Source organism: Bradyrhizobium sp. LLZ17 (assembly GCF_041200145.1).
Lineage (GTDB): Bacteria > Pseudomonadota > Alphaproteobacteria > Rhizobiales > Xanthobacteraceae > Bradyrhizobium.
In genome coordinates this window covers 1,261,250-1,280,859 of sequence record NZ_CP165734.1, presented here as the reverse complement: position 1 = coordinate 1,280,859, position 19,610 = coordinate 1,261,250, and the positions used below count along the sequence as shown (strand labels likewise).

General features: G+C 62.3%; 18 protein-coding genes, 1 tRNA gene and 1 pseudogene. 12 read left to right on the top strand and 8 right to left on the bottom strand.

Going from position 1 to position 19,610, the window contains the following annotated elements; translation table 11 throughout:
* Nucleotides 1-110 precede the first annotated feature (110 nt).
* The 3 genes from AB8Z38_RS06340 (at nucleotide 111) to AB8Z38_RS06330 (ending at nucleotide 3,115) form a co-directional block, all read left to right on the top strand.
* The gene (locus tag AB8Z38_RS06340; protein WP_369726755.1) at nucleotides 111-434 is read left to right on the top strand and encodes a hypothetical protein; all 324 of its coding nucleotides are present in this window, start codon (nucleotides 111-113) and stop codon (nucleotides 432-434) included.
* 878 nt (nucleotides 435-1,312) lie between these two features.
* The gene (locus AB8Z38_RS06335; RefSeq protein WP_369723580.1) at nucleotides 1,313-1,537 is read left to right on the top strand and encodes a hypothetical protein; all 225 of its coding nucleotides are present in this window, start codon (nucleotides 1,313-1,315) and stop codon (nucleotides 1,535-1,537) included.
* Nucleotides 1,538-1,732: 195 nt separating this feature from the next.
* A complete protein-coding gene (locus AB8Z38_RS06330) occupies nucleotides 1,733-3,115 on the top strand; it encodes a hypothetical protein (RefSeq protein ID WP_369723579.1) in 1,383 nt (460 codons plus the stop codon).
* 77 nt (nucleotides 3,116-3,192) lie between these two features.
* Here AB8Z38_RS06330 and AB8Z38_RS06325 read toward each other — a convergent pair whose 3' ends face one another.
* The 4 genes and pseudogenes from AB8Z38_RS06325 to AB8Z38_RS06310 form a co-directional block, all read right to left on the bottom strand.
* Nucleotides 3,193-3,372, bottom strand: coding sequence for a hypothetical protein (locus AB8Z38_RS06325; RefSeq protein ID WP_369723578.1), 180 nt, complete (start codon nucleotides 3,370-3,372; stop codon nucleotides 3,193-3,195).
* 120 nt (nucleotides 3,373-3,492) lie between these two features.
* Nucleotides 3,493-3,882: a hypothetical protein gene (locus AB8Z38_RS06320; RefSeq protein WP_369723577.1), complete on the bottom strand. Its 390-nt coding sequence runs from the start codon at nucleotides 3,880-3,882 to the stop codon at nucleotides 3,493-3,495.
* Nucleotides 3,883-4,021: 139 nt separating this feature from the next.
* On the bottom strand, nucleotides 4,022-5,104 hold the full coding sequence (locus tag AB8Z38_RS06315) for a helix-turn-helix transcriptional regulator (protein WP_369723576.1): 1,083 nt from the start codon (nucleotides 5,102-5,104) through the stop codon (nucleotides 4,022-4,024).
* Between the two features lie 726 nt (nucleotides 5,105-5,830).
* Nucleotides 5,831-6,116: pseudogene (locus tag AB8Z38_RS06310) on the bottom strand (caspase family protein); the annotation flags it as partial.
* A gap of 280 nt (nucleotides 6,117-6,396) precedes the next feature.
* Here AB8Z38_RS06310 and AB8Z38_RS06305 point away from each other — a divergent pair.
* Complete coding sequence (locus AB8Z38_RS06305) at nucleotides 6,397-6,570, top strand: hypothetical protein (protein ID WP_369723575.1); 174 nt, start codon at nucleotides 6,397-6,399, stop codon at nucleotides 6,568-6,570.
* 230 nt (nucleotides 6,571-6,800) lie between these two features.
* On the opposite strand, the gene AB8Z38_RS06300 is transcribed toward AB8Z38_RS06305, so the two are convergent.
* Nucleotides 6,801-8,639, bottom strand: coding sequence for a caspase family protein (locus AB8Z38_RS06300; RefSeq protein WP_369723574.1), 1,839 nt, complete (start codon nucleotides 8,637-8,639; stop codon nucleotides 6,801-6,803).
* A gap of 479 nt (nucleotides 8,640-9,118) precedes the next feature.
* On the opposite strand from AB8Z38_RS06300, the gene AB8Z38_RS06295 reads away from it, so the two are divergent.
* Nucleotides 9,119-9,208, top strand: a tRNA-Ser gene (locus tag AB8Z38_RS06295).
* Nucleotides 9,209-9,341: 133 nt separating this feature from the next.
* Here the strand turns inward: AB8Z38_RS06295 and AB8Z38_RS06290 are convergent.
* Both AB8Z38_RS06290 and AB8Z38_RS06285 read right to left on the bottom strand, forming a co-directional pair.
* The gene (locus tag AB8Z38_RS06290) at nucleotides 9,342-9,620 is read right to left on the bottom strand and encodes a hypothetical protein (protein ID WP_369723573.1); all 279 of its coding nucleotides are present in this window, start codon (nucleotides 9,618-9,620) and stop codon (nucleotides 9,342-9,344) included.
* 10 nt (nucleotides 9,621-9,630) lie between these two features.
* Entirely contained in the window at nucleotides 9,631-10,707 is a 1,077-nt protein-coding gene (locus AB8Z38_RS06285; RefSeq protein WP_369723572.1) for an acyltransferase family protein, read from the bottom strand.
* Between the two features lie 490 nt (nucleotides 10,708-11,197).
* Between AB8Z38_RS06285 and AB8Z38_RS06280 the strand changes: the two genes are divergently transcribed.
* The 4 genes from AB8Z38_RS06280 to AB8Z38_RS06265 all read left to right on the top strand — a co-directional run bounded on the left by AB8Z38_RS06280 (nucleotide 11,198) and on the right by AB8Z38_RS06265 (nucleotide 15,441).
* A complete protein-coding gene (locus tag AB8Z38_RS06280) occupies nucleotides 11,198-12,640 on the top strand; it encodes an O-antigen ligase family protein (RefSeq protein ID WP_369723571.1) in 1,443 nt (480 codons plus the stop codon).
* A gap of 357 nt (nucleotides 12,641-12,997) precedes the next feature.
* Nucleotides 12,998-13,189 (top strand): hypothetical protein, encoded by a 192-nt coding sequence (locus AB8Z38_RS06275; RefSeq protein ID WP_369723570.1) that lies wholly within the window; start codon nucleotides 12,998-13,000, stop codon nucleotides 13,187-13,189.
* A 242-nt stretch (nucleotides 13,190-13,431) separates the two neighbouring features.
* Nucleotides 13,432-13,713, top strand: a complete 282-nt coding sequence (locus AB8Z38_RS06270) for a hypothetical protein (protein WP_369723569.1) — start codon at nucleotides 13,432-13,434, stop codon at nucleotides 13,711-13,713.
* A 789-nt stretch (nucleotides 13,714-14,502) separates the two neighbouring features.
* Complete coding sequence (locus AB8Z38_RS06265) at nucleotides 14,503-15,441, top strand: septal ring lytic transglycosylase RlpA family protein (RefSeq protein ID WP_369723568.1); 939 nt, start codon at nucleotides 14,503-14,505, stop codon at nucleotides 15,439-15,441.
* A gap of 4 nt (nucleotides 15,442-15,445) precedes the next feature.
* Here AB8Z38_RS06265 and AB8Z38_RS06260 read toward each other — a convergent pair whose 3' ends face one another.
* Nucleotides 15,446-16,402 carry an alpha/beta fold hydrolase gene (locus tag AB8Z38_RS06260; RefSeq protein WP_369723567.1) on the bottom strand — a complete coding sequence of 319 codons (957 nt, stop codon included), beginning with the start codon at nucleotides 16,400-16,402 and terminating at the stop codon, nucleotides 15,446-15,448.
* A 153-nt stretch (nucleotides 16,403-16,555) separates the two neighbouring features.
* On the opposite strand from AB8Z38_RS06260, the gene AB8Z38_RS06255 reads away from it, so the two are divergent.
* Genes AB8Z38_RS06255 through AB8Z38_RS06245 form a run of 3 tightly spaced genes read left to right on the top strand, consistent with a single transcriptional unit; the run spans nucleotide 16,556 to nucleotide 19,550 of the window.
* Nucleotides 16,556-17,818: a D-alanyl-D-alanine carboxypeptidase family protein gene (locus AB8Z38_RS06255; protein WP_369723566.1), complete on the top strand. Its 1,263-nt coding sequence runs from the start codon at nucleotides 16,556-16,558 to the stop codon at nucleotides 17,816-17,818.
* Nucleotides 17,819-17,820: 2 nt separating this feature from the next.
* Entirely contained in the window at nucleotides 17,821-18,507 is a 687-nt protein-coding gene (gene tmk / locus AB8Z38_RS06250) for a dTMP kinase (protein WP_369723565.1), read from the top strand.
* On the top strand, nucleotides 18,504-19,550 hold the full coding sequence (locus AB8Z38_RS06245) for a DNA polymerase III subunit delta' (protein ID WP_369723564.1): 1,047 nt from the start codon (nucleotides 18,504-18,506) through the stop codon (nucleotides 19,548-19,550). Before tmk ends, AB8Z38_RS06245 begins: the two co-directional genes overlap by 4 nt.
* Nucleotides 19,551-19,610: the final 60 nt, after the last annotated feature.

The following is a 19,610-nucleotide window of genomic DNA, read 5'->3' as shown; positions in this document are numbered from 1 at the left end:
GCGGCGTATAATGCTGCGACCTTCGCAAATCCATTTCGGGCAACTGGGGCGCCACCACAATGTCTCGTACTCTTGCTGTCGTTTTCTCAACGGCCGTCGCCGCGATGTCGATGACGGGCGCGGCTTCCGCCGGCTGCTACAATTGCTACACGCCGCCGCCGTGCACGACCTGCTATCAGCAGCAATATGTGCAGCCGCAATACCGCACCGTCGACGAGACCGTGATGGTGTCGCCCGGCGCCACAATCGCCCATCGTGCGCCGGCGCAGTATCGCACCGTGATGGTCCCGCAGACCGTGATGGTGGCGCCGCCGAGCGTCCAGTACGAGCGCATCCCGCCGCAATACGCCACGCGCCAGCGCGTCGAGATGGTCTCGCCGGGGTATTCCTATTACGCCCCGGTGGCCACGGGCTGCGCCTCCTGCGGGTACTGAGCCAAGGCACAGCGGAAGATTTCGCGCGGCGCTCCCCAGGGGCGCCGCGTTTTCTTTTTCGGCCGCCGAAACGGCATCGGTGAAGGGAAGGGCGCCGGCATCAGCTCGCATCAGCGCGAGCGGTGTCGAAAGCCAAGCCACGCAGGATTCCGAATTCCGATAGCACCCGGTACTCCACCGGAGATGCGCGGCCGTCCAACTGGAACTACCCTGCGGGGCTTCCGGACGGACTTGGATGACGCGCGCCGACGAGCAGGGTAACCCACCAATCCTCATTTGCAGCAAATGCAGGAGCCCGATGGACTACCTTGCGACGCTGCCAGAGATTGTAAACCTGCCCCCCGTGTATGCCTACAGGTGCCTGCCGTGTCGGAGGGTCGATACGATCGTTCTGAAATCGAGCCGCTCCGCCAAGAGGTCCGCCAAGAGGCTTGTCCACAGCCACGACCGGCGGTAGCCCGCAGTCGCTTGCGCCTCCCAGCAATGGATAATTTGCGATCTGCTGGGAAGCCCCTTCAATGGTGGCATGCAGCATCGCGCCAGCGGATCGTCGGTCCGCTTCCCGCTCGGCACTCCTGCCGACTGGATCGCAGACGGCCACGTCACTTGTAACTCCAGTGCAATGGCTGCGCCCGCATGGTCGACGTCCGTCTCGACGCACTGCCACAAGGACGGCCATGGGCACAGGTCGCGCGCTCCATGGTCTGCCAGGCCTGCGGCGCAGGCGCCTCCAACGTCGTTCCGAACTGGCATGACATGCCAGATCGAGCGGTGCCGTTTACGCGGAAGTGGCGGCGCCCGTGAAGTTCCGACCCTGCCGATAGATCCGCCCAACACACTCTGGAACGATTGATTGTGCCGGCGTTTGGGAGCGGGCAATGACGAGCAAATCCATCATTCTCTTTCCCGGGATGATCAAGCCGCTACGGCTGGCCCGTGTCTACGGCTTCCTGATCCAGCGCGGCGACGGCCTCTACCATCCGGGCGGCAACCAGCGGATATGTACGATGGCGATGGCGCGGAAGATGGTCGAAGGCGGCTGGCTCGAACAGCACGGCCAGCGCTATGAGCCGACAGAGCAAGGTCTGCGCGCGGCAGAATGAGCCCGCCGCCGGGATCGGAAGCGGAATAGGCCGGGTCGGCAGCTCCCTGCCGGCATTATCTTACCATATTCCCAGCACCGGGATTTACCCGATTGCGTCGCCGCCATCCGCCCTGCATGCTTCCGCCCATTGTTTTACGGGTCTGGGCGAGGGCTCCTTTTGGTTATCTCGATTGCGGTCGCGGAAACGCGACCATTGTCGCGCGTGGACAGCCGCGCGATTGTTTACCTTGTGCTGTTGTCGCTCGCTGCCGGCTACTTCCTCGCCTGGCCGATTTGGCGCGCGCAGTTCTTGATTGAGATCTGGCCGACGGAGTCGTGGAACGCCTATTGGCAGGACGCGGCGGCTGCGTGGCGGCCGATGTACCCCGGGCCAGATAGCCTTGCCGGCAATAACTACCCGCCGCTCTCGTTCTACGCGATCGGCGCGCTTGGCAAGCTGCTGGATATGGACAATTTGTTTGTGGGGCGCGCGCTCTCGCAGCTGGCCCTGGCGGCGCTGGCGTTTGAGGTATTCCTTTCGGTCCGGATCCTGACGCTGGGCCGCCTCGGCGGCGCTGTTGCGGCGCTTTGGTATGTCGCGATCATGGCGCGCAACTCGACTATCTACGTCGGCGCGAACGATCCGCAGCTTGCCGGCCTCGCGATCATGGGCGCGGGGCTCGTGTATTTCCTTCGGCTCTGCCAGCAGAAGCGGTCTCCGGTGCCCGCGCTGCTGCTCATGGTCGTCGCGGGATTCTGGAAGCACAACATTGTCGGTGTCCCGCTAACGGCGATCTGCTGGCTTTTCATCTCTTCGAACCGCGATGCGGTCAGGGCGACATTCCTGAGCGGCCTGGCGACTATTGCCGGGCTTCTCGCATGTGTCGCGATCTTCGGGCCCGACTTCATCCCTGATTTGCTGGCGACCCGGCAATACGCGTGGTCGAACGTGGTGGCGAACATAGGCCATCTACAATGGTCGGCGCTGGCCCTTCTGATCTGGGCCGCATGGGCGATCTTCGACCCCCGCTCGATGCCCGCGAGGTTTACCGCGTTGTACATCAGCATCGGGCTTGCCGCTTGCATCACCCAATGGTTGGGCCACGGCATTTTCGGCAATGCCGAGTTCGATTTGATTTTCGCCCTGGCGATCGGCCTCGGCGTCGCTTTCAACCGCATGCAGGCGAGCTATGTTGCGAGACGGATCGGTCCGGATCGTTGCCGGGACGCGATGGTCGCAGCTCTTCTGCTCAGGCTGATCCTGAGCGATCGGCAGGAGGCCGCTCTTGTTGCCCTCAGCCCTGAGTTCCGCGACTCGCTCTACGCAAGCGAACGCAACGTGCTGAGCGAAGCGAACACCGTGGCAGCGATCCCCGGAAACGTCGCCTGCACGGTCAAGCTGGTGTGCAGGCAAGCGGGCAAGCCATTCGTCGTGGACGAGTTCAAGACGGACGAGATGGTGGCAACCGGGAAGTTCGCCCCCGCCGACATTGCCGCTCTGCTGAGCGCCAGGCACATTTCAGTGCATCCCAAAACGCAGCCGACCGGACCGGAGCAAGACAGGTCCTTTTTGAGGTGGTGGCGCGGGCGAACCTGAGCGAGCGTCAATGCGTAGGACGACGGCAAAGGTCTGCAATCAATGAGGCCGCCCACTGAGGCGGCCTCTGATCTCAATTATTTGCCGGCCTGCTGCTTGATGTAGTTGATTGCGTCCGAAACCCCCTGATGCGATTTCATGAACTCATAGACCGCGTTTCCGGCCACGCCGAGCGCGATGCACTCGAAGATGCCAAAATCACCACCGGTGACGGAATCGAGTTCGCCGGTGTTCAGTTCGCGAATGTCGTTATGCATGTCTCTCTCCTGTTCGTCGGAGGAGGGACAATTCCCGCCAGCCGTGATCAAATGGATACACTGAGCTTCAAGGCGACCGTCGTGAGGCACGTCACACACGAACGCCAAGCTGGGCCACCCTCAAAATCGGCTTAGGCCACTCGGGTTTAAAACAGGCGAGCGCCGAAACGGTCGATGCAGGCACCGGCTAGGCGCGCCACCTATGTCAGTTCTGCTGCAGTCCAGCCCCGCCTTCGTCCGCTTGTAGATCAACAATGCCAGCATCGTAGCGCAACAGCCGGTATTGAAGGCGTTGAGTAGTGAAAGCGGGACATCGGCGAGCCGGACCCAAGCATAAACCGCGGTGGTCAAGTTCGCCCCGGTCCAGATCAGCCAACTTGAAACCGATATGGCTTTAGCGCCGCTCCTGTCCTGGGCGAGCAAAACCAATTGCGGCGCGTAGGACATCAACCGCAGCATGTTGAAAAACCCGTAGGTCAAGGTCAGGAAGTCGAGGTTTTCCGGCAGCATGGCCCGTCTCCAACCACAGCGCTTTCAATGGCTGCGTCGAAAATGCCCGACTCTGCCTGGGCAGATTGGTAGGCGGCGGTTGTCTTGCCTTCATCATCAATTCTAATTATGGGTCCGACAATTCGGTTGCCGGCGGGCGTTAGCCGCGAATCGGGGAAATCCCGCCGAGCAAGGCGACAACGTCGGTTTGGCGCTGGCAGCCTGTTTTCTCCAGCACGCCACGAACTTGCACACGAACGGTGTTCGGCGACACGCCGTTGTCGCCAGCGAGGTCATCCACCGTTTTCCCGGCCGCAAGGCCCCGGGCGACACGGGCTTCGGCCGGCGTGAGATCGAACAGCGACATCACCAGCTCCACCGGCGGCGAGGTTGGCGCGGCGACCGGCATCAGGACGAACACGGCGGTGCTGCGGGCGAAGATATCGCGCGCGGAATAGCGAATCGGCACGACGTGACCGACCATCAAGGCATCTGTGACCGCATCCCGGACCGGAAACGAACGAACACCGCCATTGTCGTTCAGCGCGATTCGCGCCAGCGCCTCCGTGAGCATTTCGTCGGCGCGACGATCTTTCAGCGTCACCCGGTCGGCCGACCGCCAATGCACGAGATTGGCCATGCCTTCGACCAAAGCATTGGCGGCGAGGACTTTGCCGGCCTCGTCCAGCACCAGCGCCGCTAGACCAAGCGCCGCCAGTGCCTGGCTTGCGGCCTGCGCGCGCTCGAGGTGCAAGCGTGCCGCCATCACAGCCGTGCGGGCGAGATGCGGTCGCAGCATATCGAGCCTTTGAATGGTGGCAGCGTCGGCAGGCCCCTGGGCGATGGTGCGAGACAAGACGATCGCAAGGGTCTCGCCAGTCGGTAGCGCAAAAGCTGTCGCCGCACCCCAGCCAAGGCCCATCTTGCGCCAGCTGTCGCGAAAAATCGGTTCCTCATCCAGTTCGCCTGGCAAAAACAGATCAACTTCGCGAAGGAAGCCCGGATGGCGGCTTTTATGAATGAGCGACATAACCCGACCGCGCCAATACCAGCCGTCGGCGACGAAGCGGCCAGCTATGTCGCGAGTGTTTTTCGAAGCCGTCCAGGCCGTCACTTCGGGATTGGTGACGAACAGGGAGCCGCCAGCGGATTCGGATATTTTCGAAGTATCTCGTAAGACTTGCGGCCAGAGCTCCGGCACGAAGCCGCACTCGTAGATCCGGTCGATCAGCTCAGCTTCCATGGATTTACCGCTCTATGTTCTGGCGTACTAAGGTCAAGCTGTGCTGGATTTTGCGCGACGAGGACGGAAATAAAGGCTCGCCGCGCCGCAGGCCTGGCAATATGAGGCGCGGGGGTGATTGTGTTGAAAGTTCGCGGACGTTGCAACGCTTAATCGCCAACCCTGATGGGGCAGATGTCGACCTCTCGCCGGTCCGCCTGCCTGCCGGCGCGTTGATGTTTCCAGCAGCGCCGAGCGCGGAGGAGGGGTTCTCGTTCACGACCCCGCGCAACCACGCAATTTCAGCAAGGAGATCGCACGCGGCGCTGGTGTTCTTGGATTCGGAAACCCCGTTTCCATGACCTTCGGGGCATCGACACAACCGCATTGCTGGATGCGGGCATCCCAATGTTTACCGTGGCTCAGCGTATCGGCGACGATCCAGCCGTCCTGCTCGGCAACTTACGCGAAGCGGAAACGCTCGACGCAGGCAGACAATAGCCCGTCGGCGACGATCAGTTCTCTGGCTGCTGGCTTCTTGCGGCCCTGAAAGTGTCCAAACTTGTGTCCCACCACACTCTGTTCGCGTCTGTTCTTGATCTCGGCGCCTGTACCCGATGCCATTCCGTCGCGGTCAGCGCCGACCCTTGGCCCGATGAGGTGCGGCTGTCCGACATCGAGAGGCGTTTCGCGTCGGCGATCCAGCTTGATCCTTCCTGCGCTCGCGCGGGGTGGAGGTCTGAGAGATCAGTTGCAAACCTCGACGGGCTGACCAGTGCTGGTTGTTCCGTGTTTATACTGTTGATATGGCTCCACGTGGCATCCGGGGTTCACCGGACGGCAGCCCGCCCTATTAGAAATCATCTGTCCGGTCGCCTGCGGCTTTGAGGGGGAGGCCTCAATCTTCTTTCTCTGGTCGTCTCGCGGCTTTGCGTCATCGCGTGTTGCCACGGGCTTTTTGTCCTGCACCTTCTCGCAGTCGTTGTCGTCGTTGGACGCGATAGCCCGCCCGACAGGTGATCTTCACGCAGGCACGGAGTAGCATTTGATTTTCAAAGGCGAGCACCATGGGCCGGAGCAAATCGCGACTTACAATGGTTCCCGCCTTATTAGAAACAACCGCTGCAACCGCAAAACCGATGAAACCAGAGGCCATCGAAATTCGGTGGCCTCTTTCGTTATTACACCCACGACGGGCAATAGCTCGGCGTCTCCCCCCATACACCGCAAATCGACAATTGACTCGTCACCCACGCCTCCCTTTCGATGGCGGCATGACTACCGTTCGCATCCGCAAGCATGAAGTTGCTCCTATGACCGGCAGCTACGAGGTCTGCTTCGGCGATGGCCGGGCCAGCGTCTTTTTCTATTGGGATGATGGCGCCGGGCGCCGACTCCGGGCCGATCTCCTGACCGAGGCGGAAGCGCTGGAGCAGGCCCGCACACTGGCAGGGGCTGAGCGCGACGGCGACCGAAGGACCAGATGACAAAGGGCTGGGGCGGCCTTTCGACGATCCAATCCGGGTTCCGCGCGGCGAGCTGGTCACGCTGCTGGACGCGGCCCGCTACATCGCCAAGCTGAAGGCGGTTCATGACGGCCGGAATGGCAGGCGGCCATAGAAGCCCTGCTGCTGGTTCGCCGGTTGGGGATGATGCGCCTGTGAGGGAGAGCGCCCTGGAGCGTAGGGGGCTAAACACACAGCCTCTCGGCCGCCGCTCAGTTGCACATTTCCCTTTGTGACCCTGAGTCGCTTGAATTCTTCGAGTTAACAATGCGACAGCCGGACTTTACCGGCCGACAGCCTGTAGTGTTGCAAAGGATCTGACCAGACGCCTGCGGCTTCGACGGCGCTGATTCGACCTTTCTCCTCTCGCCGTCGCGCGGCTTGGCATCTTCGCGGGTCGCAACCGGCTTCTTGTCCTGCACCTTTTCGCATTCATTGTTGTCATTGATGCGATAGCCGACGCGGCAGGCGATCTTGACGCAAGCATCGCCATCGGCCTTGAAGCCGTGATCGCACACCAGCGGGCAGACCCGGCCCGGCTTGGCCTTGATGGCATCGAGCGCCTCGAAGCTCGCGAGCTTGGCGTCGAACTTCGTGCCGGCATATTTATTGAACATCGAGAGGGATCGCTCCGACGATACGTTCCAGTCACCATCCGTAGGGGCGGCCAGACAGCCGACGCGGCGCAGCTCTGACTGGACAAGCTTTGCGGTCTCCTGAGAAGACAGGGTGGGTGTGGATGAGATCGGCGCGATGGCCGCCACCTTTTGCTCGCTGTCGATCTGCTTCTTACTTTCGGCTGTCTGCTTGGCTTGCTCGGCTGCCGCCTTGTCACTCGCGATCCTATCGGCAAGCGCCTTCTCGGCCGCCTGTTTGTCCGCCAGCGCCTTCGCCGCAGCCGCTTCTGCCTCCTTCCTTCGCTGCTCAGCGGCGGCGGCTTTCGTCTCCTCGACTTGCTTGGCCTTCTCGGCAGCCAGCCTGGCATCCTCAGCGGCTTTGGCAGCGGCTGCCGCCTTGTCCTGCTCAGTCTTCTTGGCACGCTCGGCGACGAGACGGGCCTTCTCCTCCTCGGCCTGCCGAGCTTTATCGGCGGCCGCCGCACGAACGTCTTCGGCGGTTATCTTCTTCAACTGCACCCGCGCGAGGTTCGAGTAGAAGCCGTCAGGATAGGCTTGCAGGAACGCCTCCCATGCGTCGCGGTCGCCAGCCTGTAACGCCAGCTCATAATCCCTGCGGATCGCATCCTGCGGGCTTGCCTGCGGTCCTGGAGCGGCTGCGGACTTGGCTGGGACCAGCGGCACATCCTCTCCACCAAGCGAGCCGTAGACATAGGGCTCCTGCTTGTAACCGGTGTTCTTGAGGACATCGTCGCGGACAAAGCCGAAGGCTTTGCGCAGACCGAGCCCCGGCGTCGGCAAACGCTCGACTAGCGCCGTTGAGAACGGGCTGTTCCTGGAGTCACCATCCGAGGCGGTAGAGCCCGCCTTCGCCGCAAACGCGATCATGGTGTTGGGACTGGTCGGCTCGATCTTGGCGAGGCCGCGTCCAATCGCGCGCGAAGCCAAAGTGCGCTTCATCGTCTTGGCAAAAGGATTGTCTCGGCAGGCGTCGAGAATAACGAGCCGGAGCTGCTTTGCAGGTTCGACGGCGAACAACGCGCGATCCAGCGCCACCGTCTCGTCCAGTACATCGCCATCGGTCTCCAGCGTGGCATCCGTAGGGATCAAGTAGTTGTTGCCGTCCAGCTCGATGCCGTGGCCGGCGTAGTAGATCACGGCGACTTCAGCATCGCGAGTCCTACCGGCAAACTCCCTCAGTGCCCTGCGCATCTCGGCGGCGCTCACGTCCAGCCGGATGTCGACGTTGTCGAACCCAGCCTTCTTGAACATGCCGCCGACCAGCGTTGCATCGTTCACCGGGTTGGCGAGCCGGGGCGCACTCTTGTACGCGGAGTTGCCAATCACCAGCGCAACCCGGCGCTCGGCATGGGCTACCCCGCAGCCCAGCCAAGTCGCGAAAAGCAATAAGGCCAATAACCGAAGCGCGCCCATAAAGCCCCAAATCAGAATGTGATCAGAGTATTCGGAGCGTTCCGGAACGCAAGCGGCTGGTCTGTGACTGTCGTCACAATCGTACCTGCTCGGGGTTGCGTGATGCGGCAGACGTCGATCTATCGCTTGTTCGGCTGCCTGCCGGCGCCTCCTTATTGTCCGCGGCATCGAATCTGCGGGAGGAGTTCGCCTTCACTGCGCCGCGCAGCCTGCGCAATTTCAGCAAGGAATTGCACCCTGGGCTGGTGTTGTAGGGGCAGGGAAAAACTAGGATGATTGCGCGGCATCCATAGCCCCCTTGCTCGATGCTCGCATTCCTGTACACGCGCTGGCCCAGCGCATCGGCGACCATCCGGCCGTCCTACTCCGCAACTATGCGCTTGCTGCGGCTCTGAAACTGTCCAAACTTGTGTCCAACCACACTCTGTTCACGGCTGTTCTTGATCTCGGCGCCTGTAAGTGCTTGATGCTGCTGGTCCGGAAGGGTGGCCGAGTGGTTTAAGGCACCGGTCTTGAAAACCGGCGTGCCCGCAAGGGTACCGTGGGTTCGAATCCCACCTCTTCCGCCAGGACAACGTCTCTTACGTGGCTGAGCGACGCACGTCCGATCCGCGCGCACCTCACCTCAACCCCGAGTGCCCGCTGGCTGACGCATCTCGCGCCGCGATATCGACCAGGCTGGACCAGTGTCGGCGTTTTGCCTCAATCGTCCCGGTAGTAGCGCCGGCGGTACTGGTCCCTGTAGGCTCGACGCGGTTCATAGTACCCGTATGAGTCCCGATACCGCGGATACTGGCGCGCGGCCTGATATTGCGGCGGGATCACGCCGTTCGGGTAACACCGACCGTAAACGTCGATGTCATAGCCGTAGCTGCACGGCCCTTCACGGACCTGGACCAAGTTCGGCGTTTCGTTCTGCACCGTCGGCGCGGTCATCCCGAGCTGGAGGGCCAGCGCTGCAGCAGCTGCTCCGAGGACCATGGATATTCTCCTAGACTTCTTTGTAGGTGCTAAACGCCGCAACACCGCGCCTGGTTTCGCCCACGGAGGCCGGATTTTGAACGGGAAGGCGCTCCGGTCCCCTGGTCGCAACGATCTGGTTCCCAAGTCGGATCATGGGCCGCTCGATCAGGCGATAAGTCTGAACTGACAGCCAAATGCAAACGGCCGCATAAGCGAAACGCAGGGGCTCGGCTGTCCAGGCCGGCGGCAATCGAGTCCTCTCGAATAAAGCAACAGCGATCCAGATCAGGATGAAGTGCAACAAATAGAGCGAATAGGAGGCGTCGCCGAGCTTGGCCAGCCATTTCAACGGTGCATGATCCCAACGCCATCGCGCGTTGATCAATCCCGAAACGAGAAGAAACCCTCCGGCCGAGCCTGAAAATGAAACCTGCTCAACCGCGACGCAGTAATAGCCGAACAATCCGGCGCCGATCAGAAGCAGCGGTGGGATGAAAGAGAGCGGCTTCCGGAGCAAGTAGGCGAGTACGCCAGCAAGAAAATCTGCATTGATTGTTGAGACGAGGTGCAGGGTAAAGAAGTCCGGAGGGCTGGTGATAGACCACCTGACGAGACCGAGCAGAACCGCAGCAAGTCCCCACACTCCGAGAAACGGCACGACCAGAACTGCGAGCAAATAGAACATCACCTCGTATTCGAGCGACCACGTCACCGGGTAGAACGGTTGACCGTCCTGGGGAAGCAGCGTCAGCGAGTAGGCGACGTGAGGGAAGTTGTAGAGCACGCCGGGCATCGCGACGCCCGCGAGCTTCAGGACGATAGTCAGGAGAATGACGGCTAAATAAACCGGATAAACTCTGAAAACGCGTTTGATCAAAAATGGGCGCGGTGAAAATTCAGGTTTGTCACAGACCGAGCTGATGACAAATCCGCTGATCGCGAAGAAGAAATTGACGCCGAGGTAGCCGTGCTCACTGAGACCAGGAATGCGAAAAACATAGTCCTGGGGCCACCCGTTGAGCAGCATGTATGAATGGAAGTACGCGACCGATAGCGCCGCCAGTGCTCTCCCGGCTTGCAGACCCTGCAGCTTGTTCGGTTCCATGCGGGCGCTCTCGACATGAGTGGTCCCGTCTAGGACTCGGGAGAAGGTCGAACGTTCCCGCGCGCCCAGGTGCCCCGAAAGGGGATGGTTGCCCGTTGAATCATGGTGGGATGGAGGCGGAGCGTGAGAGCGCCTTCAGTTGCTCGGCCTCGCTCGCCAGCCGATTTCCTGATGCGGGATCGCTGCTTTGATATCAACGTCTCTGCCGGCCGACTGGCGCCAAGCTGTAACTCCGAAGCACAAGGTCAGCGTCAGCGCAGCCACGAGTAGCACCAATGCTAGACGCACGCTACGTGTGGTGGCAGCAGAAAAGAAAATAGATCATATCTGAGGGTAGTGAATTGGGCCGGGGGGCCATTGTTTGTCTTATTCAATGCTGCGCACGATCGCGACGTGGCCGCGGTCGCGCTTTTGGCTTCTCTGCGTTGACTGGTACCCGGCGCTCGCGGCAGCTGCATTGCCATGGTCGACAACGGCCGTCGAGATCTTGTTGGCCATCTGGCTGGTTGTTTTGGTTCCCACGGTCGACCCGATCGAACTGAAAAGATCTTTCGTTCGACCGGAAAGTTTTTTACCGGCGGTCCTATTCGCGCTCGCGGTGGTTGGACTGTCGTGGACCGATGTCGATCGAACCGGCATGGCGCAGGGGCTTGGCCCCGTCGTTAAGTTCGCCGCTCTCCCTTTGCTGATTTACCATTTTCAACGTTCGCCGCGTGGAGAATGGACTTTCATCGCATTTCTTCTCTCGTGTTCGGCGCTTATGGTTCTCTCTTGGATCGTCTACCTTGCACCCAACCTGAAGATTGGCGCGGCAGAGGTCCCAGGCGTCCCAGTCAGAAATTACATCGATCAAACCCAAGAATTTGCGCTTTGCATTTTCGCGCTACTACCTCTTCTCGCGAATTCACTGAGGAAACGCCGAGCGGTGGCTGTCCTTGGTTACACCGTCTTGTTGATGGGATCTGCCGAGAATTTGGCAACCGTTGTGGTGGGGCGCACAGCGCTCCTTTACTTCCCGGTCCTGATACTTCTTTTCGTTTGGAGATACCTCAATCGCTATACCGCCACGTTGTTTTTGTGTGGCCTAATCTGCTTGACGATAGCGAGTTTCTCGACCTCGACAAGCTTGCGTCAGCGCGTCGAACTGTCGATCAGAGATTACGAAGTCGAGCGCCACACTGATTTGGCGACGTCGCAAGGACTGCGGTTTTTCTATTGGCGCACGTCCCTCCAAGCGATAATGCAAGCGCCGATTTTTGGGCACGGAACCGGTTCAACCAAAACGATCTTTGCGAATGCCGCGAAGGGCAAAGAGGGTGAATGGGCCAATACGGTGCGCAATCCCCACAACCAGACCCTCTACGTGGCTGTCCAATGGGGACTTGTAGGCACTCTCCTGCTGTTCGCAATGTGGTGTGCTCATGTCTTACTCTTCTTGGGTAAATCCTTCGCCCACTGGCTTGGTCTGATTGTCGTAACTCAAAATATCTTGAGCAGTCTGGTCAACTCCCACCTTTTTGATTTTAACGAGGGGTGGCTGTACGTCCTCGGCGTGGGCGTCGCTGGCGGCGCCATCAAGAACGCTTCGAAAGCTGCGGCATTGTCGGCGTATCGTGCACCGACGGATCATCAGCCCCGATTGAGCATGCCTGCTTTGAGGGCGGGTGATGCCAGTCGTTACTTCGATCGCGTGCTATTCACGGAATGGCTTCAGAGAGCCAGTCGATCCATCGAGACCGTGATCGGCGTCTCGGTCATATTCGTGATCTCGGCCTCGAACATCTATTGGAGATGGGCCAATGATTGGATTGCTGTCGCGTTGGCGCTTGGCGCTGGCTGGTGCGCGATGGCAGCGGTCCGGTATCTGTTCAAGAGGCGTGCGTACCGCGAGATGAGAAGGCAATACGGTCAGGAGTGGTATCCTGAGACCTGATCGTCGCTAGCTGCGAACAGCATCGCCGGACTGCCTTCCGCCAGACGATCGCCAGATACAGCGTCGGTGGGTAGCTCAGTGACTGCTTTGGCCGGAGTGCCCGGAGCGGATCAGCAACTTGTCCTGGCAGCCAGCGTAGCGACGCTCCCGATGGACCTGCCGATGATTGGATCATGCTCCTGTTTTGCCCGACGGGTCAAACGGGATTGGCAGACGCGTAAGTCATTGATCCTGCAGGTCCCGGCTACTGTGCATGGGGTTGTTTTTCACTTTTTTATCGAGAGCGGTCGGTCAGTTCCGTACGCCCGTTCGGGTGCATGGTGTGGAACTGCCTCGACGCGGCTGCGTTGTACCGGCATGACTGAAGACCTTTCATTCCGACGCAAACCCCTGACACCTGAACAGCGCCAGGCGCGCGACGCCTCCCGCCGCGTCGAGGCGGAGAAGGCCATGCGCGACCATGAGGCTGCGCAGAAGGCGCTCTATGCCAATAGAGAAAGGTTGAGAGCCGAGCGGCTCGCGCGCGAAGCGGCCGCGAACAAAGGCTGATCCCACACCGTTACGCGGCGCTCAGGGCGATCTTAGCGCGGTCAGGGTCTGGTGGTCGTCTCAGGCTCAGCCGACATGCGGCGTCCGATGATCGAGATGATCGAGGTGAAAGCTCGTCCCATGTAGCCCGGCAAGATGGCCGCCGGAAGACGCGATCCTGCTCACGGCGCCGGGGGATCGCACCGTCCTGTGCTATCCTGTCGAAGGTCGTCGCGAGAGCGGCCCGGATCGGAGGCCGACCTGTGTTCTGCAATATCCCCGGCAAGGCGCTCGGCGCGATCCTGATCGCGATCTTCGGCGCCGGCATCACGGACGTCTCCGCGCTGCCGCTGACGCCGTTTCGCGACGAGGCGCAGGCGCAGCGGCATTGCCCGGTCGACAAGGTGGTGTGGCTGGATTTCAGGAAAGGCGTCTATTACGCCAAGGGACAGAAGCGCTATCGCCAGGGCTTTGACGGCAGCTTCGTCTGCCTGAATGAGGCCCGCGACAGCCTCTATCGCCGCTCGCTGTTGGGTTTGCGCTGAACGGCGCGTATCTCAGCTTCAGAGGGGGCTCGGCTATTTCTGGTTCGGCAGCTTCACCGGCGGGAGCGCGACAATCCCGGACGGGACGCATGCTGCGTCGCGGCTTGGCAGGGGGAAGCGTGTCGGAGGATTAGCCGAAGGCCAGGGCCACGAGGCTCGAGCAGAGCAGGACCAATCCGCCTGCGGTCAATGCCAGGAAGCCATCGGATACGAGATCATGGTTACGCATGGGACACCTGCTGCTCTCGTCTGCGATGCTCGATCGGATCGATTAAAATTGTCCGAACGTGCCGTCATGAAGAGGTGGTGCAATGTCGTCCGCGCGAGTGCTTCAGGCCCTCGTGCGGTAGCCTTCAAACGCATGGGCCAGGAAGATCCCAGCGCTTACCAGACCCATCAGTGCCGAAACCGTCTCGATCATCGTTGAATTCCAATCCCGCCCCTGCATGCGAGAAAACGCGGGCAGCCTTGCACAGTCAAAAGAATTCCAGTGCAGCCTCAGACAATGGGGGTGGAGTGAGGATTTGGCGCAACAGCTTGTTCAAGCGTGACACAGACACGGCCGCCGCGATGCTCCCATGCTCCGTAGATTGACGGGGGAAGGGCGCGCATTTCGTTTACCATCTCGGCGCGAACGTTGTGGGCTCCCCATTTCCGCCGTGTTCGGGTTGCGATATCGTCACGACTTCCGGCGCGGTGGTGGGCCGCCCCGGAGCTTGAGGACCGGACGACGCTCCCCGTAGCCAAAGCGGGTTGGGCTCATCTCCGGCGAAATGGTATTTGGGGCGAATGGGGATCCGACGATCAGATTCGGTGGTGCGGGCCGCACGTAGCGTTGCTGCGGTGGCCGCCTGCCTCGCGCTCGCCAATTGCGCCTCGTCGGGCAAATTCGCCAGCCGCGTCGACCCGAAATACGGCGTGTCCTCGAGCCCCCGGGTCGTGGCCTGGGGCGACCCGGTCCCCAAGGGCGGCGGCACCTACCGCGTCGGCAAGCCCTATGTGGTTGCCGGGCGGACCTACGTGCCGGAGGAGGACGTCAACTACCGCGCCGAGGGCCTGGCGTCCTGGTACGGCGACGATTTCCACGGCCGCCAGACTGCTAATGGCGAAGTGTTCGATATGGGCTCGCTGACGGCGGCGCATCCGACCTTGCCGATGCCGTGTTATGCGCGGGTGACCAACCTCTCGAACGGCATGTCGCTGATCGTCCGGGTCAATGACCGCGGCCCCTATCACGGCAACCGGCTCATCGACGTCTCGAACAAGGCCGCTGAACTCCTTGAATTCAAAGGCAATGGTGTCGCCAGGGTCCGCGTCGAATATGTCGGCCGGGCGCCGCTGGAAGGCTCCGACGACCGCCAGCTGATGGCCACCTTGCGCAGCGGCGTTCCGGCGCCGTCGCCCTCGATGGTCCGGGTCGCCTCGGCGAGGCCGTTTGTGCCGGAGCTGCCCTCATCGACCCGCGGTGCCATACGTGGCGAGGTTCCGACGCCGGAGGGGCGTCCCTACAATCTCGGCAACACCTCGGCCGATCTCGCCTCGATCAACGCGACGTCGGAGATGTCAGCCTCGAGCCGCAGCCGGGGCCGGGCGCTCCAGAACGCCCGCGCGGTGTCCTATGACGAGGATGGCCGTTACACCGCCGACAACGGCCCGACCTCGGCCTCCTTCTCCGACAGCGGCGCAGCCGAGGCCCGCGGCATCCTGAGCGGGCGCGGCCTGTATTAGACGGTTACCGTGCCGCGGCTTCGCGCAGGAAGTTGATCAGTGCCGCGTTGACCTCGTCGGGCCGCTCCTGCTGCACCCAATGCCCGGCGCCCTCGATGATCAGCTTTCGCGTGAGATTAGGCAGCACGCGCTCCAGCTCGTTGACACGCTTGGCGCCGATCAGGCCGGTGATGACGGCATCCCGCGAACCGGCGATGAAAAGCGAAGGCTGGTGGATCTGCGCGTCCTGCCAGGGCGCGGTCAGCTCCCAATTGCGATCGATGTTGCGATACCAGTTCAACCCGCCGCGGAAGCCGGATTTGCGGAAGGCCTCGGTGAAATAGGCCAGATCAACCTCGCTCAGCCACGCCGGCAACGGGTCCTCGGAGGTGGCATGGCCGAGAAAGCCCTTGCCCTCCTGCACGAACATCGCCGCGGTCGGATCGGCAAGTCCACGGCCGCCGAGCACGATGCGCATGGTGCGGGCCACGTCGCGCTCGAGTTCGGCCTCGGCGACGCCAGGGGTCTGGAAATACTGCCAGTAGAAATTGGTGATGCCGCCCTGACGTAATAGCTCGAGCGGCTTGCCGCGACCGCGGAACGGCGGGGGCACGCTCAGGCCCGCGACAGCCGTGAAGATATCGGGACGGAACAGTGCCGCATGCCACGCGACCGGCGCGCCCCAGTCGTGGCCGACCACGATCGCCTTGGTCTCGCCGAGCGCCTGGACGAGGCCGACGACGTCGCCGACGGTGTCGAAGATCGAGTAGGCGGCGGCGTCAGTTGGCGCCGAGCTTTGGCCGTAGCCGCGCATGTCGGGAGCGACGACGTGAAATCCGGCGGCCGCGAGCGCCGGGATCTGGTGTCGCCAGGAATAGGAAAGTTCCGGCCAGCCATGGCACAGCACAACCAGCGGTCCATGGCCTGCCTCGCGGATGAAGAGGTCGATCCCGTTGGCCTTGATGACGCGGGTGGAGGACATCGCTTTTCCGCCTTGTTTCAGAGGTTTGGTCGCGAAACATCAGGTGCCACGATAGGGGCGTGACGCGAATCGTGCAATCTCGAGAGCAAGCAGCCATCCTCGTGTTGTTCGCTCCGGTTCCAGCTGTTAGAACGCCGCTCTCAGGGCTTGGCCATGGCATTTCGTCTCACTTCGCTGCGTCTCACCCGGTTCACGGCCGGAGCGTTGATGCGCGGACTCGTTGCCGGGGTGCTGGTCGCAAGCGTCGGTTGGAGCGGGGTGCTCTATGCCGCCAACCAGAGCGTCCAGGGCGCCAAGAAGACCGAAGACGCCGGCTTTGACGGCGACGCCCCTACCGCGATCCTGATCGAGGCCTCCAGCGGCAGCGTCCTGTTCGAGAAAAACGCCGACGAGCTGCGCGCGCCCTCCAGCATGATGAAGCTCGTGACCGCGGAAGTCGTGTTCAATGCGATCAGGAAGGGCGACGTCAAGCTGACGGACGAATACCGGATCAGCGAGAATGCCTGGCGCAAGGGCGGCGCCCCGTCCGGCGGCTCGACCATGTTCGCGGCCATCAATAGCAAGGTCTCGGTCGACGACCTCCTGCACGGCGCGATCATCCAGAGCGGTAACGATGCCTGCATCGCGCTTGCCGAAGGCATCGCCGGCAGCGAGCGGATTTTCGCTGCCGATTTCATGACCAAGCGCGCCCGCGAACTCGGCTTGACCAAGTCGACCTTCGCCAACTCCAACGGCTTGCCTGACCCCGGCAACAAGATGACGGTGCGCGAGCTCGGCATTCTCGCGCGTCACATCATCCTGGACTTCCCCGAATTCTACAAACTGTTCGGCGAGAAGGAGTTCACCTGGAACAAGATCCGCCAGCCCAACCGCAATCCACTGCTCAATTCGATGGAAGGCGCCGATGGTCTCAAGACCGGCTACACCAAGGAAGGCGGCTACGGCATGGTCGGCTCGGCTGTGCAAAACGGCACGCGGCTGATCGTCGTCGTCAACGGGTTGGAAGACCCGGAGGACCGCGCCACGGAAGCCAAGAAGATGCTGGAATGGGGCTTTCGCAATTTCGAGACCCGCACGCTGATCGCCGCCGACCAACCGGTCGGCTACGCCAAGGTGTTCGGGGGCGAGAGCCGATCGGTGAAGCTGGTTGCCAAGACGCCGGTGAAGGTGATGGTGCACAAGAGCGGCGGCGACAAGCTGATTGCGCGCGTCGTCTATAGCGGTCCGGTGCGCGCGCCGGTCGAGGCCGGCCAGCAGGTCGGCGTGGTGCGGGTCTGGCGCGGCGGTAACATCGCGGTGGAGACGCCAGTCTATGCGGCTGATGCGATCGGCACCGGCTCGACCGTCCGCCGTGCGATCGACGGCGCCAGCGAGCTCGCGATCGGCATGTTCCGCGCAGGCGCCGAGAAGCTCTGATCATGAGTGAGAGCGCAGGACAGCGGCCGTCCGGACGCGGACGCTTCATCACCTTTGAAGGCGGCGAGGGGACGGGCAAGTCGACCCAGATCAAGAAGCTCGCAGACCGCCTCCATGCGGCCAAGCTGCGCACCCTGGTCACACGCGAGCCGGGCGGCTCGCCGGGCGCCGAGATCATGCGCCATCTGGTGCTCTCGGGTATGGGCAAGCTGCTCGGCCCCGAGGCCGAGACGCTGCTGTTTGCCGCCGCCCGCGACGACCATGTCCGTACTCTGATCGAGCCCGCGCTCAATCGGGGCATATGGGTGCTGTGCGACCGTTTCGCCGACTCGACGCGAGCCTACCAGGGCAGCCTCGGCAGCGTGCCGGCCGCGCTCATCAATGCGATGCAGCGGGTCACGATTGGCGATCTCAAGCCGGACCTCACCATCATCCTCGACCTGCCGGTCGAGATCGGCTTGCAGCGCGCCGCCGCGCGGCGCGGCAGCGGCGCGCCTGACCGGTTCGAGGGCGAGAACCTGCGGTTTCACCAGGGCCTGCGCGAAGCCTATCGCAAAATCGCGGCGGACGAGCCCGCGCGCTGCGTGCTGATCGATGCCAATTCCGACCCCGAGACCGTCGCGGGACGGATCTGGACCGCGTTGCACGAACGCCTGCTTCCCACGCCGGCATCGGTGGTTTCAGCATGAGCCCGCGTCAGGTCGAGCGCGAGAGCGCCATTCCGCACCCGCGCGAGACGAGCCTGCTGTTCGGCCATCGCGAGGCAGAGACGGCGCTGCTGGCAGCCTATCGCAGCGGGCGCATCCCGCATGCCTGGCTGATCGGTGGACCGCAGGGGATCGGCAAGGCGACGCTGGCCTATCGCATGGCGCGTTTCGTGCTCGCTCACGCCCAACCACTGGCGCCTTCCGTGCAACGCGCCGAAAATCTCGCGATCGATCCCAACCACGCCGTGGCGCGGCAAGTCGCGGCCAGCTCGCATGGCGGGCTGCTGACGCTGGAGCGCACCGCGAACGACCGTGGCGTGATGCGCACCGTGATCACGGTGGACGAGACGCGCGAGACCATCTCGTTCTTTGGCTCGACCGCTGCGGCCGAAGGCTGGCGTGTCTGCATCGTCGATACCGTCGACGAGCTCAACCCCAATGCGGCGAATGCACTCCTGAAGGTCTTGGAGGAGCCGCCGCTGCAATCTCTGTTTCTGTTGGTGAGCCATGCGCCGGCGCGCGTGCTGGCCACCATCCAATCGCGCTGCCGCAAGCTGCGCCTGCGGCCGCTCGCGACCAAAGAGGTGATCGACGCTGCGGCCTCGGCCGCCGGTCTCGCTCGAACCGACCTGGCACTGCGCGAAGCGGCGGAGGCCTCCGAGGGCAGCGTCGCGCGGGCGCTGACGCTGCTCGGTGGCGATGCGCTCAAGCTGCAACAGCGGACGGCGGCGTTGCTGGCGCGCCTGCCGCAGGTCGATCCGCGTGAATTGCACACGCTCGGCGATTCGCTCGGCAGCAGCGACCGCGTCGCGCTTGCGGCCTTCATCGACGGCATCGACCGCTGGATTGCGGAACGCCTACATGCGGTCGAGGCCAATGCCAACCAGAACCTGCCGCGCCTTGCGCGCCTTGCGGAGGTATGGGAAAAGATCGTCCGCGCCGCGCGCGACACCGAAACCTACAATCTGGAGCGAAAGCCCCTGGTTTTCTCGGTGTTCGGCTGGCTGGCGGACGCAACGCGCTAGAGCATGATCCGGAAAAGTGTGCAGCGGATTTCCGAGGATCATGACGTTCGTTTCCAAATT

Excerpts from the sequence above, each read along its gene's own strand:
- AB8Z38_RS06340 (WP_369726755.1), top strand. The coding sequence starts at position 111 with ATGACGGGCGCGGCTTCCGCCGGCTGCTACAATTGCTACACGCCGCCG.
- AB8Z38_RS06335 (WP_369723580.1), top strand. The coding sequence starts at position 1,313 with ATGACGAGCAAATCCATCATTCTCTTTCCCGGGATGATCAAGCCGCTA.
- AB8Z38_RS06325 (WP_369723578.1), bottom strand. The coding sequence starts at position 3,372 with ATGCATAACGACATTCGCGAACTGAACACCGGCGAACTCGATTCCGTC.
- AB8Z38_RS06320 (WP_369723577.1), bottom strand. The coding sequence starts at position 3,882 with ATGCTGCCGGAAAACCTCGACTTCCTGACCTTGACCTACGGGTTTTTC.
- AB8Z38_RS06315 (WP_369723576.1), bottom strand. The coding sequence starts at position 5,104 with ATGGAAGCTGAGCTGATCGACCGGATCTACGAGTGCGGCTTCGTGCCG.
- AB8Z38_RS06305 (WP_369723575.1), top strand. The coding sequence starts at position 6,397 with ATGACCGGCAGCTACGAGGTCTGCTTCGGCGATGGCCGGGCCAGCGTC.
- AB8Z38_RS06300 (WP_369723574.1), bottom strand. The coding sequence starts at position 8,639 with ATGGGCGCGCTTCGGTTATTGGCCTTATTGCTTTTCGCGACTTGGCTG.
- AB8Z38_RS06290 (WP_369723573.1), bottom strand. The coding sequence starts at position 9,620 with ATGGTCCTCGGAGCAGCTGCTGCAGCGCTGGCCCTCCAGCTCGGGATG.
- AB8Z38_RS06285 (WP_369723572.1), bottom strand. The coding sequence starts at position 10,707 with ATGGAACCGAACAAGCTGCAGGGTCTGCAAGCCGGGAGAGCACTGGCG.
- AB8Z38_RS06275 (WP_369723570.1), top strand. The coding sequence starts at position 12,998 with ATGACTGAAGACCTTTCATTCCGACGCAAACCCCTGACACCTGAACAG.
- AB8Z38_RS06265 (WP_369723568.1), top strand. The coding sequence starts at position 14,503 with ATGGGGATCCGACGATCAGATTCGGTGGTGCGGGCCGCACGTAGCGTT.
- AB8Z38_RS06260 (WP_369723567.1), bottom strand. The coding sequence starts at position 16,402 with ATGTCCTCCACCCGCGTCATCAAGGCCAACGGGATCGACCTCTTCATC.
- AB8Z38_RS06255 (WP_369723566.1), top strand. The coding sequence starts at position 16,556 with ATGGCATTTCGTCTCACTTCGCTGCGTCTCACCCGGTTCACGGCCGGA.
- tmk (WP_369723565.1), top strand. The coding sequence starts at position 17,821 with ATGAGTGAGAGCGCAGGACAGCGGCCGTCCGGACGCGGACGCTTCATC.
- AB8Z38_RS06245 (WP_369723564.1), top strand. The coding sequence starts at position 18,504 with ATGAGCCCGCGTCAGGTCGAGCGCGAGAGCGCCATTCCGCACCCGCGC.